The organism is Acinetobacter sp. AG3, assembly GCF_022343575.1.
Lineage (GTDB): Bacteria > Pseudomonadota > Gammaproteobacteria > Pseudomonadales > Moraxellaceae > Acinetobacter > Acinetobacter guillouiae.
On record NZ_JAKQZD010000001.1, the window covers coordinates 3913133 to 3930000 of the forward strand.

A 16868-nucleotide genomic window follows, 5' to 3' on the forward strand; every position below is an offset into this window, starting at 1 on the left:
TTGATTCCTGTTGAAATGCTAGAACTTTGATTTATAAAAAGTATAAAATGGATTTACTGTCGCTGAGATCTATAAAAAATGGCACTCGATCAAATCTGGAAACGTCAACTTACACTCGTCACTTATGGCAATGAGTATCTCACTCAAGGGATCAGTTTTTCTCGTTGGGTCAATCATGCCATTTTTAATCAGCATGCTTTTGGCTTCCGTGATTTAACCAACCAGCACCTATTGGCACAGCATTTTCAGATTTGGCTTGAAGGGCTAAAAAAACAAGGCGTGTATCGACTCAGCTTACATAGCGCGAGCATTTTAAATGATGAACAAAATCCAAATGCCAATGTTGAACTGTTAGCCATCCCCCACTTTATTGTTAGCCATGATCAACAAAAGAAAACTGCATGGATTTTTGGTAAAGAATTGGCAGAATGGTATAGCGCAGACAATGATTATGAAGCGCCTGAGCAACAACGCCCCAATTTACGTACCGAGATTTTTTGGCGCTATGATCTCAATACAAAATTGATTAAACGGATTGAACAAGATTTAGTTCAACCGAATTGGGATGATATTCAAATTTATACAGACAATGAATTGTTTGATACCCAATATGCCAAAGGTTTTCCAGAACCTGTAAATAAAGATTTACCTTATTATGGATTAGATGAAACGCTATACACGACCGAGGATTCAAGCCTTAAACTTGCGCTGTTACCCACTGACTATCAAGCTGATTACGCACATGAAACCTTCTGTCGTATCGATGCATTAGAAAGCTTTATTTCTACAAAATTAAAGCATCCCTATGATGAAAATGAGCAAATCATGAGCCCTGAAGAACAAATGAATTTGCGCCATTTCCTCCAAAAAGTTGAAGATTTAAAATCAAAATTTATCGTTAAAGTTGCAAATCATTATAAATCTGCACGCTTAACACCAAAACAAATTGCCTCGCCCTTTGACACGCATGACAATATCAAAACCGAGCAGCGTCAAGCGTTTAACAGCAAAGTAAATCCTGAGCATAAGCCAGGTAAAACAGGTGTTTTTGCATTAATTATTGTGACCATTTTAATCTGCCTTGCGGCTTATTATTTTGGACTATAATGTCTTATCTATTTGATAAAATGAATCTTAAAAAGAAAGCAACTTTAAAGTTGCTTTCTCACTTCCATTAAGGCAAAACCCAAAAGATTTAAACCTTGCCATGCGTTTGGATTTGTCGCATTAACATGATCTGTTGCAAGTCCAATCCCCCAAATTTGATCTACAGGCGAAGCTTCAACGATGATTTGATCTGAGGTACTCAGTAGAAAGGCTTTAAGATCACTGTCTTGAGAAAACTTAGCCAAATTACCTTGAATCACAATTTCATAACGATGAGCAATCCAAATCTCATCTTGATAATTTTTGACCAAACGACCTAATGCTTTTATTTTCTTAGGATCATCTGTATGTAAAATTTTCTGAAAGATATCTTCGTCATTAAATAGTTTGGCTTTCTGAGCCATCATGTATTGTTCTGTACTTTGATAATTGACACCATCAATTTCAAATTTTGCGGGAAACCATTGACTTAAACAGCTCTTATCTATTTTTCCAGAAATCTTTTGACTATGCCCCCAAAAACACAAATAACTATGCTTTTGCCCGTTCTTTACTTGTTCTTGTAAAGTTGTTAAAAATTGAGAGTCACTCATTTTATTGTCCTATGATTAATATCCCACTGATATAATACTTCTGTTATGCCATCACCATAATCAGAAAGAATCTCTTCTCCAAGTACATTTCCCCCTAATTTTTCATAAAATATTCGACACGTATTGTTATGTTTTTCAAAATTTATCCTAACTTATAAAGGATTTAAATTAAACTCAAAAATTGATCAATATCTTTTCGCGATTTTAAATGGATAAATCGAATATGTGAATATTGAGGATCATTCATCATCGTTATATATTGCTGACGATTTTTTTGATGCGTTTTAATCATCCACCAAATAATCGAGTCACGACTAAACATTTTACTAAAACTTTCACGATTATTTGAACTCTCCCAAAGTCTGTGTCTAAAAACAGCACGACGAACAGCTCGTTTTATGGATTGGTAAAGATTGATATAAAAAGGAATATCCAACCAAATTACAGTATCAATATCTCGCCATTTGATCTGCGTGGTTCGCGTATAATTACCATCTATGACAAAACCAGATTTAGCTTGATCTAGTTTGGCCTGAATTTTCTGAAAAAATGCAGTATCGGTAGACTCTTGCCAATCATCCAGCCAGAATAAATCATCCAATTCAATGTAGGTGAGCTTTAATTTTTGAGCTAATCGTATTGAAAATGTTGTTTTTCCTGACGCAGAAGTCCCCACGACATTGATCCGTTTCATAAATCTAAGAACTCTCTAAAAATAAAAAAGTAGCCAAATAAGCTACTTTAGATCACCTAACAACCCAATCATGATTCAATCATTTTAGCTGATCTATATCAAAATACGGGTCGTATGCTGAGTATCACTTTATGTTCATTTGCATGTTGATTGATATAGTGTTCAACTGCTGTTACTTCACCTTTAACTTCAGCATCTGCACCATACATCACTTTTAAAACTTCCCCAACTCTGGGTAGTAGTTGCAACTCAACTTCAATTGCACCTTGTTGTAAACCTTCAATCTCAACACGCATACCCACTCCATCATTTTCTATTATTAGTTGTTCTACTCTATGCGAGCTATTTCTAAAACAATAATGTTTTCACGTTGATATTGTGTAATGTGTATGCAAAGTTATTTGAATGTTTAAATCATTCGGATGGCCTGCTCAATCAGCATAATCCAAATCATCCTCATCAATATTGATAAAATTTGCTGGTGGTGTAATTTCAAACCTGACGGCTTTAATCGTGAGATGATCGAGTAATTTTGCTTTTGCCACACGATGCATACCATCCATCACTCTGCCATCAGCAGATAGAATAATTGGATAACTTAGATCTGCCTGTTGTATCAGTTGAAAATGTTCAATCATTTGCTGTGTTGTTGGATGTGTATCTGGAAACCAATACGCTTCATTGAGTTCTTGTATATCGGATAATAGAACTTCATGGATTGGGAAGTCTTGGCTTAGTTCAACCAGATGATGCACATCCCAAATATAAGTGTCTTCACCAACTTGGCGAAAGTGATATTGTTTACGCATAAGACTAGATTCTATAATTTGGTCAATTCAATGCCATAACAAAATAGTTAGAGCAACCATAATGACAGATTTTACTTCAACACAAATTTTACTGATTAGTGCTGTATTCGAACAATCAAACTCAATAGAAACTCATCTCGAAAAGTTCCCGCAATAGTTTGAAAATAAATTTTTAGGCATAAAAAAGACCGCTATAAAAGCGGTCTTTTTTAATCATCGAAGATGATTAAGCTGCTAATGCGCCTTTAGCTTTTTCAGCTAAAGCAGCAAATGCAACTGAGTCATGCATAGCGATGTCAGCAAGTACGCGACGGTCGATGATCACTTGAGCTTTTTTCAAGCCATCGATCATACGGCTGTACGACAAACCATTTTGACGAGCACCAGCATTGATACGCGCAATCCATAAAGCACGGAATTGACGTTTCTTTTGACGACGGTCACGGTAAGCGTATTGACCTGCTTTAATTACTGCTTGGAACGCTACACGATAAACACGTGAACGCGCGCCATAGTAACCTTTAGCACGAGCAAGAATTTTTTTATGACGGCGATGAGCCTGTACACCACGTTTTACACGAGCCATTTATAATCTCCTTAGATGTATGGGCACATACGACGAACTGAATTCATGTCACTTACGTGAACCATGACACAACCGCGCAATTGACGAATACGTTTAGCAGATTTTTTGGTCAAAATGTGGCGTTTGAACGCTTGTTTACGCTTGAAACCGTTAGCAGTCGCTTTGAAACGCTTAGCTGCACCACGGCGAGTTTTTAACTTAGCCATAACAACCTCTTTAAACACCTGTTCGGTACGTTCGCACCATTGCGACAACGACCTGCAGGTAAGGGAGGCAGTATTCTAAATCATCTCTGTACAAAACAAAAGCAAAACATCCAACAATTTCACAATTCCCCAATGTAATTTTCGATGTAAATTTCACCTAGTTTTATAAGAAAAATCAGGATGAAATCTTTATAATCATCACATCATGATAAAACTGGACAGTTATGACCCCTGCACAGGATGCTTTTGCTGCGCTTCGCTATCGAGATTTCTCAATTGTTACCATCAATCAATTTTGTTTAACACTCGCAATTTTAATTCAAGAAATTATTGTTGCCTATTCACTCTATCAAATTACCAAAGACCCGCTTACCTTGGGTCTGATTGGACTAGCAGAAGCAATCCCGTTTATTGCCCTGTCGCTTTGGGGCGGCTATTTTGCAGACAAGTTGAATAAGCAAACCATTATGAAAGTTTGCTTATTTTTCTCCTTCCCTTTGCCATTGGTGCTTTGGTGGTTATTTCACAGTTATGATCATGGGCAAATTGGTGTGACTACACTGTCTTGGGGGATTTATGCGGTTATTTTTGGATTGGGTACCATCCGAGGTTTCTATAATCCATCAGCAACCTCATTAAAACCATTTTTAATTCCTCGTGAACTGTATGCCAATGGTGCAACATGGACCACGATTGGATGGCAAAGTGGCGTCATTATTGGCCCAATGCTAGGTGGTTTTATGCTGGCAGGAATCGGTCGTGAAAACAGCTTACTCTCGGTAGCGGTACTTTTATTTATTTGCTTCTGTCTGATTAACTTATTAAAGAAGCGTACTTTTCCTACCATGGAACAAGACAATCTTTGGGACAGTTTAAGTGAAGGCTTTCGCTTTATTTGGAAAACCAAAATTGTACTGTGGGCCATATCTTTAGATTTGGTTTCAGTGCTGTTTGGTGGTGTGATTGCCCTACTGCCAATTTTTGCAGAAGATATTCTAAAAGTTGGACCTGAAGGTTTAGGTTATTTACGTGCGGCCCCCTCTATTGGTGCGTTAATAACCATGATCGCTTTAACCAAATTTCCACCTACACATCATGCTTGGCGAAATATGTTGATTGCCGTTGCTGGTTTTGGGGTGTTTACCATTATCTTTGCATTCTCAAGCAACGTCTGGCTCTCTTTGTTTGCTTTGGCTATGACTGGTGCTTGTGACAGTATCTCAGTGGTTGTACGCCAAACCATTTTGCAAGTTTACCCACCTGAAAATATGCGTGGCCGTGTCGCTGCGGTGAATGGGATGTTTGTTTCATCGAGTAATGAATTGGGCGCATTTGAATCTGGGCTGGCTGCAAAATATCTAGGAACGATCACAGCCACTGTATTTGGTGGATGTATGACCTTGGCTGTCGTCGCAATAAGTTGGGTAAAAACCTCGGATTTATTCAAAGTAGACATCACCAAAGGTCAAGAATAATACCTTTTACAGAATAAAAAACAGTAAAAAAATGCACCTTCGGGTGCATTTTCTATTGCGAGAATACAAAATTCGATAAATACTTTGCGCAATTAAACTACTCTCATGCGTATTAAACCGCATGGATTGCCAAACCTATGAATAAAGCTCTTTTTACCACTTGTTTATTGTGCCTTTCAACCTATAGCTATAGTGCGGATAAACTTCCAACAATAAAGGTCAAAGGGGAGCAATCTGAACAAAATGATCCTCAACATTTGACTACACGTATACAATGGGTCAAATTTCCTCAAATTCACTATCAAATCACTGAATTAAAAGATCAAGATCGTTCAGCAATCATTCGAGTAAAAGCCAATAATACTGGTGAAGTCACAGAGGCCGATATCCAAGAGAGTACAGGCATCCGTGCATTGGATCAGAAACTTGTAGATGCTGTGGAAAATGCAAAAGTAAAACCCTATTCAAAAAATGGAAAAGCCATTGCTTTAGTCGGTTATCAAACATTTACCTTAACACTAGAGAATGCAACGGATCATGTTCAGCGCGCTAAGCAATGTACATATAGCTTTAATTCAAAAAATTGGAACAAACAACAACTCGATAAGTCGGTTGCTTTTGTTTATTTAAAACAACCACAACTTGCACTGGATCAATCGCTATTAAAAAATAAAGATCGCACAGTAAAGTTTAAATTTAAAGCCAATAAGCAAGGTGAAATTACCCAAGTTAAGCTAACTCAACGTTCTGGTATTAATGCACTTGATCAACAAGTACTTGCAGCCGTAGAGCATGCATCAATCAATGTAAAACGTTCTTATCGTACTTTATGGATCTATAAACAATCCAGCTTCAATGATGCGATTCAATTTAAAGTCAATGAATGTAAATAAATTCATCAAGATGCGTCTTTTAAGGTTAAAGATAGTTTTGTGTCTTTAGGGTCTGTTGACATTTCATAAATGGCTTACCAACAGCCCCTAACTTTTTATTAAAATAATCCGATATACACCAAATAGATAAAAGCATACCGACCACCTTTTGCAATGGTCACAATCAAAAGAAAACGCCAAAAGTTCTCTTTCATTAGCCCTGCAATAAGTGTGATTGGATCTCCAATAATTGGGGTCCAGCTTAATAACAAAGACCAAAAGCCATACTTTTGATATATTTTTTCCGCTTTAAGCATATTTTTTTCAGAAACAGGAAACCATTTCTTATCTTTAAACTGCTCGATTTTGAGTCCCAAATACCAATTCACGCATGAACCTAAAACATTGCCAATCGTTGCAACAGCAAGCAGTAAATACGCAGAATGTTGTGTTTGTACTAGTAGCCCAACCAATACAGCTTCTGACTGTAAAGGTAATAGCGTCGCTGCACCAAATGCGGAAAGAAATAAGAGGAGATAAGCCATATCACATATGCAAATTTTGTTTGGATTTGAGTTTATTAGGGATCATAGACATAAGTGCACGGACATAAGAGCAATCAGAGCTACAATCCATCACTCCACTTACTTTCTATAGCTCACAACATCATGATGATAAGTTCAATGCTTTTTTGGTTTTACGATATTGAAAATGCGCCCAAATGATCGCCAATAACATAAAGATAATCCGAGACCACTGATAACGTTGCGCAATCGGGTCGATCACACTTCTAATCAGTGCTGACGCTTGGCCATTTAATTGCTCTAAAATATTTTGGATATGCACAATTTCCGCAATATAGAGCATTAAACAACCGGCAATACCAACAATAATGCTCCAGTAGATTTTTGGATTTGCTTCTAATATTTTCGTAAAGTTCAAAAAGAAATCTTTCATAACTAAAGCCTACCAACCATCCAAAAATCGATCATTTAAAAAATAAAAAACCACGTTACGTGGTTTCTCATCTTAACATAAAATACATTTTACACTTTGATTGATAGCGCTCTTTGTATCGCTGGACGTGCAGTTAAACGCTCAATATATTCTTTAACATAAGGATAATCATCTAGCGCTATTTGCTGCCACTCATAGCGTAATACCCACGGTAAAATGGCCATATCTGCAATCGAATATTCACCAGCCACATATTTTTGTCCAATGAGCTGCTTATTCAAAACACCATACAAACGTTGAGTTTCCGTAACATAACGATCAATTGCATAAGGAATCTTTTCTTTGGCAAATTTACCAAAATGATGGTTTTGCCCTAACATCGGCCCTAGCCCACCCATTTGCCACATTAACCATTGTTCAACTTCAACACGATCTTGCTCATCGCTTGGATAATACAGTCCTGTTTTACGGCCAAGATATTGCAAGATTGCGCCTGATTCAAACACTGAGATCGGCTCACCATTTGGACCATCTTGATCGACAATCGCGGGGATTTTATTGTTCGGTGAGATACGAAGAAAATCGGGCTGGAACTGGTCATTCTCTAAGATGTTGATGGGAAAAATCTGATAATCCAAACCCATTTCTTCAAGTGCAATGGTAATTTTATGACCATTGGGAGTACCCCAATAATAGAGATCAATCATATTTCATCCTTCTTCGTTTTCACGTATTTTCTGAATTTTATTGCGTTAATCGTTTACTTTTATAACATGAATTGGCTTGATTCAGTATGCTATAAAAAGAGATTATTCTAATAATCTATTCTAAAATTATGTTATTGCATTTTATTAAATACAGTACGTTCTCATATTATGATACTAATTTCAAATATCTACCTCAGCAATTGCATCTAAATATGCTTTGGCTTTTTCACCTACAAATTTACGACCTGCATTGTTTCCCAATATCCATTCATCTGGACTAAATAAGTCAAATAAACCAACTTTCACTAAAGTAGGGATCGCGAGGATCAGTTCTTGTTCAATCTCTCCTCTTAAACCTGAGTTATACAGATTGATATTATGCAACATGGTTGCCACTGTGCCCGTTTGTACAGCACTACCATCCTTTAATTTAACCACAGGCAACACATCACATGCTTGAATAATTTTTTGGTTAATACTCGATAGCGCATTTGAATTTTGAGTAGATGACATATCAACTCCGCTCGATTCAGATTAATTCACCTGCATTTTAACGTAAAAAAGCACTGCTTAATGCAGTGCTTTTTTAACAGATGAATAATTACTTTTTCTTTTTAGGTCCAAGTAACATACCCATTTGACGGCCTTCCATTTTTGGTGCTTGTTCAACAATACCAAACTCTGCTACGTCTGCTTCAATTTTTTGCAATTGTGCAAGACCCAACTGTTGGTGAGCCATTTCACGACCACGGAAACGTAGAGTAATTTTGACTTTGTTGCCTTCTTCAAGAAACTTCAGAATAGCACGCAACTTAACATTGTAATCACCAACGTCTGTACCAGGGCGCAACTTAATTTCTTTCACTTGAACTTGATGCTGTTTCTTTTTCGCATCTTTTTGCTTTTGCTTCAAGTCAAATAAATGTTTGTTGAAATCCATGATTTTACAAACAGGTGGCTCTGCATTCGCCACGATCTCAACAAGATCAAGATCAACTTCTTCAGCAGCACGCAAAGCTTCAGCAAGTGAAACGATGCCTTTTTGCTCTCCATCTGCAGCAACGAGACGCACATCTTTCGCTTTGATCTCATCATTTAATGCAGGACGATTACTTTTAGCACCTTGTTGTTGGTTACGGTCAGGCTGTTTAATCTTTCTTACTCCACAATATACCGGCCGCGTTCGGCTACGGCTGCTTTCACTAGGTCAATAAATGCGTCTATTGACATAGTACCTAAATTTTTTCCAGAGCGAGTACGAACATTCACAGTCCCTTCCTCTACTTCTCGATCTCCAAGTACCAATAGGTATGGAATACGCTCTAGTGTACGCTCACGAATCTTAAAGCCGATTTTCTCATTTCTCAAGTCTGAAATTGCTCGAATTCCATTTTCTTTGAGTTTTGCGACGACTTGCTCACAAGCTTCCGCTTGAGAATCCGTAATATTCATGACACATGTTTGGATTGGAGCCAACCATGGTGGCATAAAGCCTGCGTAGTGTTCAATTAGTATACCAATAAAACGCTCAAAACTGCCAAGAATTGCACGATGTAACATCACAGGATGGTCACGATCGTTATCTTCTGTTACATATGAAGCGTCTAAACGTAACGGTAAGTTAAAATCACACTGGATTGTACCGCACTGCCAGATACGTCCTAAACAGTCTTTTAATGAAAATTCAATCTTCGGACCGTAGAAAGCACCTTCACCAGGTTGTTCTTCCCATTTAAGATTTGCAGCATCTAAAGCATCTGCTAAAGATTTCTCTGCAACATCCCAAAGTTCATCAGCACCCACACGTTTTTCAGGACGTGTAGACAATTTCATTTGAACTTCTTCAAAGCCAAAATCTTTATAAACATCTAAAGTCAGTTTAATAAAGTCTGCAACTTCTTTACCAATTTGTTCAGTTGTACAGAAAATATGTGCATCATCTTGAGTAAAGCCACGTACACGCATAATCCCGTGTAACGAACCTGATGGCTCATTACGATGGCATGAACCAAACTCTGCCAAACGAATTGGAAGATCACGGTAAGACTTTAAACCTTGGTTAAACACTTGAACGTGACATGGGCAGTTCATTGGTTTTACCGCATAGTTACGACTTTCTGAATGTGTCGTAAACATATTTTCTGCATAGTTAGCAGCATGACCCGATTTTTCCCACAAAGTGAAATCTACAATTTGTGGTGTTTTAATCTCTTGGTAGCCATTGTCCTGTTGAACTTTACGCATGTATTGTTCAAGCACTTGGTAGATCGTCCAACCATTGGCATGCCAAAACACCATACCTGGTGCTTCTTCTTGCATATGGAACAAATCTAAAGCTTTACCAATTTTACGATGGTCACGCTTTTCAGCTTCTTCAATACGCTTGATATACGCTGCTAATTCTTTTTTGTCTGCCCAAGCAGTACCATAAATACGCTGTAATTGTTCATTCTTGGCATCACCGCGCCAGTAAGCGCCAGAGATTTTAGTCAATTTGAATGACTTTAAAAATTTAGTATTTGGTACGTGTGGACCACGACACATATCTAAATAATCTTGATGATAGTACAAGCCCATTTGAGTTTCTTCAGGCATGTCAGCAATCAAACGTAACTTATAATCTTCACCACGTGCAGTGAACTCAGCAATCACATCATCACGAGGTGTCATTTTTTTAATGACGTCATAATCTTGATCGATGAGCTTTTTCATGCGCGCTTCGATTGCAGCCATATCATCTAAAGTAAATGGACGAGGCATCCAGATGTCATAGTAGAAACCTTCTTCAATGACAGGGCCAATCACCATTTTTGCTTCAGGGAAGAGTTGTTTTACCGCATGACCCACCAAGTGTGCACAAGAGTGACGAATAATTTCTACACCGTCTTGATCTTTTGGAGTGATGATTTGTAAGGTTGAGTCTTCGGTAATTAAATCACTTGCATCGACTAAGCGACCATTTACTTTCCCAGCAACTGTATTTTTAGCCAGTCCAGGTCCAATACTTTGAGCAACTTCCATAACGGAAACGGCTTGATCAAAACTTTTTTGATCGCCATTTGGCAATGTGATAATAGGCATATTTAAAAATCCTTAAGGAGTGATGCCCCGTACAATGGAGCATGTCACCGCGAGATTATGATCGAGGAAGATCCTCAAGATAAAATCGGTGGAACAAAATAAAAGTGTGTCGAATTTTACACCTTTACAGCATATTTATAAACCTTTGTCTTAAAATTATTCTTTATTCTGATTTAAATTGTACTTTTGATTATCCATCAACTTCCTCTTTTTGGCGCATTACTCTCTAAAGGTTTCCCACGCTTCAAAATCTCGATTTTTATAACAATATAACTTATGAAATTGAGGAATAATCGCTTCGCTTTGTGTCGGTCTTAAAAATACAAAATCATCAACAGCTATTTCAGTATTTTTAGGCACATTAACCATTTCCTGATTGGTACTCCGTCCATAAAGTGCATGCGGATGAATCCCTCGCGGATAAACATAATGTGCCATCCAATATCCACCATAAACAAATAAGGCTTTAGAGCTATGTGGTAATTTATCTAAAACTTCTAATCCAGGTAACTGGGTAAATGGCAGCACTTTTAAAACAGGGGTTGAAATCCATAGCGCAGCTTGTAAAACACTTAACCCTTCACTGTCAAAGTCACTTGGTTTAAGCAACATCGAGCCAAAAGAAAGATCATTACACACACTTTGCTCCACGTGGAGGTAAAATGTAGGGCTACCACCACCATTAAAACAAAGATCAGCTCGCCATAAATGTGGAAATTGCTGTTGAATAATATTTTTATAATTTTGATAAATGTCTTGTGACTCTCGATACGCGACATCAATCTTTTTAATCACTGAAGGCAGCTTCGTCACATGGGCATCATAGCCCATCAAGCCAGCAAGTGCTAAATGCTCAGGATTTTGCTCAATCAATCTTAATATTTCGATGAGTGCAAAATCGGAACGAACACCACCGCGATGCAAACCCACATCAATTTCAATATTAATTTTAAGCTTTAAACTAAACTGTTTTGCGACCTCAAGATACTGTAATAAACGTGCTTTAGAATCAATTAACCATTGTATATCGGCTTGTCTGCAATTTTGATTCATCGCATAAAAATGCTGAACTATACTCACAGGCATCGGTTTCCCAAACAACACATCTACATCCGAAAAGTTCTCAAGGATTGGCAAAAGCTGTGGCATATGAAACACCATAAACCGTTGAGTCGAAAGCTTTAGACTAATGGTTTTTAATAATGCTAAGCATGCCAAAGACTTTACCACGATACGTGGTTGCAAATGGCTTCCATATTTAAGCTTTTTGGCAACGTACTGTAGATTTTGTTCAAGCGCCTGATCATCAACAATTAACCGAGGTAATGCACCATTTGACTGTTTTAAATCACGATTTAATTGCTCAAAAAAGTTGTTCATAGTCTACCTTTATGGTCTATTTTAGTTTTACCCATTCACTTAATTTTATCCATTATTCAGATAAGAATAGCTTTTCTAAATAAGGATTTAAAAACTTTCTGCTTGGATCAAGTCGTTCTCGCAACTGCATAAACGCATCCCACTTAGGGTATAAAGTTTTAAGTTGTGTTGCTGTCATACTATGCATTTTTCCCCAATGTGGTCGCCCTTGATAATGTTGCAAAATCGACTCAACTTCATCAAATAATTGTCTAGGTGCTTGCTTATGATATTGGTGTACTGAGATGGAAATAGAGTCCCGCTGATAAAACGGACTCAACCAAATATCATCACCTTTGACAAATCGAAACTCCACAGGGAAAAAGGTTTGTGCTTTTGAGTTTTTTAGCGCTGCTAGAACAGCTTGCAAACATTCCACCCCCAATTCAACTGGAACCTGATATTCCATTTCATTAAATTTCGTTTCACGCGGTGTCGGGAAAATCTTGCCTGACCAATCAACAAATGTGCTTGGCTTAATAAAAACGCCTAAGAGCTTTTGTAGTTTTGGATTCAATGCCGGAAAAGATTTGGTTAACTCGCAACATAAGGTTAATAACGTATCCTCAGATGGCCATGATTCAGTGCGTGGTTGAACCTCATCTTCAGTAATATCTAAAGTTTTTAAAATCAATTTATCTGCATGAGAAAATGCAAAACACTCGATATGCCGATGTTGTGCTTTCCATTGGTCAATATTTTGAATAAAGTCTTTGACCGCACACAGTCTAACTTGCTCTTTAAGTTTATAGCGTGGTTTATTCTGCATGGTGATTTTAGTCAAAATCCCTAAACTCCCTAAAGACACTCGTCCTGCTGCAAAAATATCTGGATTTTCATGGCGATTACAATGAAGAATTTCTCCTGATGCTGTGAGTAATTCAAATGCTTGCACATAACCTGAAATACAATGTAAGCCCACACCTGTACCATGTGTTCCCGTTGAAACAGCACCAGCTAAACTTTGCTGGTCAATATCACCCTGTTGCATTAAAGACTGCTGCATCGGTTCTAAATATAGCCCTAAATTAAATAATCGTGTTCCTGCCCAAATACTGGCTTGGGCAAATTCAGTATTGACTTGATCCACACCAGAAAGACCATCCAAAGACAGCAATGTTGCATCGGTACTCACCAAAGGTGTAAATGAATGCCCTGCTCCCACCACTCGAATCTTTGCTTGGGTTTGGACAATGTGTTTTAACTCATCAAGACTGTCAGGCTTTAAAATCTGCTCAGGGAGAGACTGTTGATAGCCAGACCAATTGTTCCATTTTTGCTGATTTAATTTGTGCTTGTTCGGTGCTTGATTAATCAATTGATTCATAATGCTCATCCTTTAGCGTACAGCCGTTTTTAAATTGCCGTGATTTGTTCTTTTTTCTATTTCGTGTGGTGGAATCGCTGCGGGGCGTGTGATTTGGTCATATTCTCGTTGAGATTTATCTAGACTCAACTGCGTTGCCAATTGCTGAAATTTGTACTGAATTGCCGCATGTGTCCATTGACCATATAAAGTATGTGCACCTTCATAAGCTTGTTGCTGATATTCTTCATTGGTGGTGATATAGCCCATATAATCATTGCAATAAGACACCAAACCAACCTTTGAAATACCATGATGCGTTGAGAACTGTTTTGCCACAGTCTGAATTACACGTTGCCCTGCTGTTGTGGTAATTTCTCCAGGGCAACAAATCAAAGCCAATTGACCAATTTGGATAATCTGTAGCGGAATAACACTTGGAACCAGTGGGCTGTCTTGAATGGCACCGGCTTTAACTTGGCGATTCATTTCTGCAATTAAAGGATCAAAAATGCTTGGTGAAAAATCTAAACTTTTACCCAGCAACTGATTATCCGGACTTTATAAAACAATCTCTTTCGGAAATTGTGAGTCATAGAGCGCTTTATATTTGCTGTACTGCAGAGAATTCGACTTTGCTAAACGTTGCTTACGTACTCGCTTAGCGAGTAATGACATTACTTTAAGAATTGCTGTAGGTGTTCCCTTACCATCTATAGGCGTTCCCCCAAAGAAGCCGACACCATGACAAGCGGCACTGGTTTTAGCACCTTGGATCCCCTGACTAAATTCACTTGGCACATCGACTTGACTCAGATCTACATAGGATAAAACAGCATCGATACTGCCTTGGAGTAAACATGCTTCCATCGCATTGTTGGTATTTTTTCCAAGCGGTATAGTCAGTGCTTTAATCGCAATTTCACTTTGATAACGCCCATTTTGTTCAGCATATTGATATTCTCTTTCACCCTTAATTTTCTTGCGAATTGCATCTTGTTTGGGACCATGAAAATGTGGCGATACATCTCCTGCCGTTGCTTGTGCGAAAATGGCAACAGGGTTTGGAATATTTTGTGTTAATAGATAATGTTCACTTATCGCCGCAGCATAGCCTTTATTGTCACCATCATGTGCTTTGAGTTGACTACTCAAACAGGTTGCATGTACTCCAAATAATGAAATAAAGGAACATAATTGATCATCACGGTAAAAACCGATTAATTGCATTTCACGGTTTAAGGCGAGATGGGTTTCTACTTCGGTTCTTTGAATCACATCGGGGTTACGATTATATGCCTGCAATGATCGATTCCATGCCACTGGAATATCATGAGGAAATTGGCAACTTTGATAACGAAGTTCAGTTTCTTTTTCAGTGTCTAAGGCATTGGAAATACTGAGCATGACCGCATTTACTACAGCTTCGACATGCTCTGGAACAAAACCTGGGGTCGGCATATTGTATAGAACTTCATAAGCACAACCGCCAGGGCCAGAATGAGTATGAGTTGCCATCAAGACCAAATACTGTTCATTAAATTGCTCAGCTAATTGTTGTTTTAAGCGCTCAACAACACCACTACGGATCGCATAAGTAATACAACCAAAATCCAGACAACAAAAAATAATGGGTTGTTCTAAAGCTAAACGACGGATAGTGAATGTACGAGCAAACAATGCTGTACGTTTTTGATAAGCACGATGCGACCACATACCATAACCAAACATGGCATAACCTTGTGGCTGAATGTTTATTTCTTGTTTATCCCAACCCACCATAAACATATGCAGTCATCCTTTATCTTTTTTATGTCAGCGAATTTATATCAGCGAATACCAGAAGTAGATTGAATCTTAATCAAAAATATGCGATACCAACTAGGGTAAAAGCAACAATAATATGGGGGGCGAAGCGGACTTTATGAGCTTGCAGCAAAAGGAAATTGCCAATACTCAATTTTATATTCCACCAATGATACTGACGAGTTTGGTTCATTATGCAGAACAACAACACTGGCAATATGACAATTGGTTCGCAGCACAAAATTTAGACTTGGAACAAATTCGCCAAGGGCATGGTTTTGTTGGTTTTTCAGAACTCTGTGAGGTTATTCATCTCGCAGTTAAAGATACCCAGCAACAAAATTTAGGTTTATTGCTGGGCAGTAGTGAAGGTCAGATTTCAATTGGTATTTTGGGCTTTGCCATGCAAGCCTGTAAAACGGTGGCTGAAGCATTGGAGACCGCACTGCACTATCATCCCATTTCAGGCAGTGTCTTAGATTTAACCGTCAATCTTGTTGATGATTATTGTGAAATTGAACTTTCTGAGCGAAGTAACTGTGGTGAGCTAAAAGCATTTTTCTGTGATGAAGTTTTTGCCAGTATTATTACCTGTGTCAATATGATGCTAGACCATAGCTATGAGTTAATCAGCTTGGAACTGAGCTATGATCATTCAGCATATATCAATGATTATCAAAGAATTTTCAATTGTCCAATTTATTTTAAAACGGCTAAAAATGTCATCCGATTTAACAAAACACTCTTGTCGAGAAGCCTCAAAAACTATAGTCCTGTCAATTATCAAAGTGCAATTCTGATTTGTGATCAAGCTTTAAAACAATTTGATCAAATGAATCAACACAGTTTGGCAAAAGTGTTAGCACATTTGGTTGAAAGCCATCTACCTGAACGCTTTGATATGCAACAAGCAGCGCAATATTTTCATTTTAGCGAACGCCATTTACGGCGTTTACTACTCAATGAAGGGCTAAATTTTCAGTTATTAAAGCAACAAGTGTTAGAAAAAAAAGCCAAACAGTGGATTGAAGAAAATCAATCGATGAGTGAAATCAGTTTCAATCTTGGTTTTAGTGAGTTAAGAGAATTTCGTCGTGCGTTTAAAAAATGGACTGGATCTTCGCCAACGGAATACAAAAAAGCGAAACTGTTGGGTTCAGTTATTCGTATTTGAATGACGTGGTTTGAAATAAGATTCTGCATAAAATCAGGGTTAATATTTATATTAAGCTTACAAAATATTAATTTAA

The 16868-nt window shown here is 37.8% G+C and carries 18 protein-coding genes and 1 pseudogene; 4 read left to right on the forward strand and 15 right to left on the reverse strand.

What is annotated here, in order from left to right; all coding sequences use genetic code 11:
- The first annotated feature begins 78 nt into the window (after positions 1–78).
- Positions 79–1107, forward strand: a complete 1029-nt coding sequence (locus L3V46_RS18235; protein WP_239046431.1) for a hypothetical protein — start codon at positions 79–81, stop codon at positions 1105–1107.
- A gap of 44 nt (positions 1108–1151) precedes the next feature.
- Here the strand turns inward: L3V46_RS18235 and L3V46_RS18240 are convergent, their stop codons facing one another.
- The 6 genes from L3V46_RS18240 to rpmI all read right to left on the reverse strand — a co-directional run bounded on the left by L3V46_RS18240 (position 1152) and on the right by rpmI (position 3995).
- Positions 1152–1700: an NADAR family protein gene (locus L3V46_RS18240; RefSeq protein ID WP_239046432.1), complete on the reverse strand. Its 549-nt coding sequence runs from the start codon at positions 1698–1700 to the stop codon at positions 1152–1154.
- A 163-nt stretch (positions 1701–1863) separates the two neighbouring features.
- Positions 1864–2394 carry an adenylate kinase gene (locus tag L3V46_RS18245; RefSeq protein WP_239046433.1) on the reverse strand — a complete coding sequence of 177 codons (531 nt, stop codon included), beginning with the start codon at positions 2392–2394 and terminating at the stop codon, positions 1864–1866.
- 98 nt (positions 2395–2492) lie between these two features.
- On the reverse strand, positions 2493–2690 hold the full coding sequence (locus tag L3V46_RS18250) for a hypothetical protein (protein WP_004723056.1): 198 nt from the start codon (positions 2688–2690) through the stop codon (positions 2493–2495).
- A 135-nt stretch (positions 2691–2825) separates the two neighbouring features.
- Positions 2826–3203, reverse strand: coding sequence for a hypothetical protein (locus tag L3V46_RS18255; protein ID WP_239046434.1), 378 nt, complete (start codon positions 3201–3203; stop codon positions 2826–2828).
- A gap of 226 nt (positions 3204–3429) precedes the next feature.
- Complete coding sequence (rplT, locus tag L3V46_RS18260) at positions 3430–3789, reverse strand: 50S ribosomal protein L20 (RefSeq protein ID WP_004723060.1); 360 nt, start codon at positions 3787–3789, stop codon at positions 3430–3432.
- An 11-nt stretch (positions 3790–3800) separates the two neighbouring features.
- Complete coding sequence (gene rpmI, locus L3V46_RS18265; protein ID WP_002054552.1) at positions 3801–3995, reverse strand: 50S ribosomal protein L35; 195 nt, start codon at positions 3993–3995, stop codon at positions 3801–3803.
- Positions 3996–4219: 224 nt separating this feature from the next.
- On the opposite strand from rpmI, the gene L3V46_RS18270 reads away from it, so the two are divergent.
- Positions 4220–5470 (forward strand): MFS transporter, encoded by a 1251-nt coding sequence (locus L3V46_RS18270; protein ID WP_004819112.1) that lies wholly within the window; start codon positions 4220–4222, stop codon positions 5468–5470.
- A 137-nt stretch (positions 5471–5607) separates the two neighbouring features.
- The gene (locus tag L3V46_RS18275) at positions 5608–6363 is read left to right on the forward strand and encodes an energy transducer TonB (RefSeq protein WP_239046435.1); all 756 of its coding nucleotides are present in this window, start codon (positions 5608–5610) and stop codon (positions 6361–6363) included.
- Positions 6364–6461: 98 nt separating this feature from the next.
- Here L3V46_RS18275 and L3V46_RS18280 read toward each other — a convergent pair whose 3' ends face one another.
- The 9 genes and pseudogenes from L3V46_RS18280 to L3V46_RS18320 all read right to left on the reverse strand — a co-directional run bounded on the left by L3V46_RS18280 (position 6462) and on the right by L3V46_RS18320 (position 15600).
- Positions 6462–6887: a YqaA family protein gene (locus L3V46_RS18280; protein ID WP_004819108.1), complete on the reverse strand. Its 426-nt coding sequence runs from the start codon at positions 6885–6887 to the stop codon at positions 6462–6464.
- Between the two features lie 121 nt (positions 6888–7008).
- Positions 7009–7299 (reverse strand): hypothetical protein, encoded by a 291-nt coding sequence (locus tag L3V46_RS18285; RefSeq protein WP_004819106.1) that lies wholly within the window; start codon positions 7297–7299, stop codon positions 7009–7011.
- An 89-nt stretch (positions 7300–7388) separates the two neighbouring features.
- A complete protein-coding gene (locus tag L3V46_RS18290) occupies positions 7389–8006 on the reverse strand; it encodes a glutathione S-transferase N-terminal domain-containing protein (RefSeq protein ID WP_004819104.1) in 618 nt (205 codons plus the stop codon).
- A 180-nt stretch (positions 8007–8186) separates the two neighbouring features.
- Positions 8187–8519, reverse strand: coding sequence for a hypothetical protein (locus L3V46_RS18295; RefSeq protein ID WP_239046436.1), 333 nt, complete (start codon positions 8517–8519; stop codon positions 8187–8189).
- A gap of 88 nt (positions 8520–8607) precedes the next feature.
- Entirely contained in the window at positions 8608–9159 is a 552-nt protein-coding gene (gene infC / locus L3V46_RS18300) for a translation initiation factor IF-3 (RefSeq protein WP_081401514.1), read from the reverse strand.
- Positions 9160–9164: 5 nt separating this feature from the next.
- Positions 9165–11087, reverse strand: coding sequence for a threonine--tRNA ligase (gene thrS / locus L3V46_RS18305; RefSeq protein ID WP_004723075.1), 1923 nt, complete (start codon positions 11085–11087; stop codon positions 9165–9167).
- Positions 11088–11306: 219 nt separating this feature from the next.
- Positions 11307–12467, reverse strand: coding sequence for an alanine racemase (locus L3V46_RS18310; protein ID WP_239046437.1), 1161 nt, complete (start codon positions 12465–12467; stop codon positions 11307–11309).
- A 52-nt stretch (positions 12468–12519) separates the two neighbouring features.
- Positions 12520–13833 (reverse strand): D-arabinono-1,4-lactone oxidase, encoded by a 1314-nt coding sequence (locus L3V46_RS18315; RefSeq protein ID WP_239046438.1) that lies wholly within the window; start codon positions 13831–13833, stop codon positions 12520–12522.
- 12 nt (positions 13834–13845) lie between these two features.
- A pseudogene (locus L3V46_RS18320) lies at positions 13846–15600 on the reverse strand (neutral/alkaline non-lysosomal ceramidase N-terminal domain-containing protein).
- Positions 15601–15736: 136 nt separating this feature from the next.
- On the opposite strand from L3V46_RS18320, the gene L3V46_RS18325 reads away from it, so the two are divergent.
- Positions 15737–16792 (forward strand): AraC family transcriptional regulator, encoded by a 1056-nt coding sequence (locus L3V46_RS18325; RefSeq protein WP_035371711.1) that lies wholly within the window; start codon positions 15737–15739, stop codon positions 16790–16792.
- Positions 16793–16868: the final 76 nt, after the last annotated feature.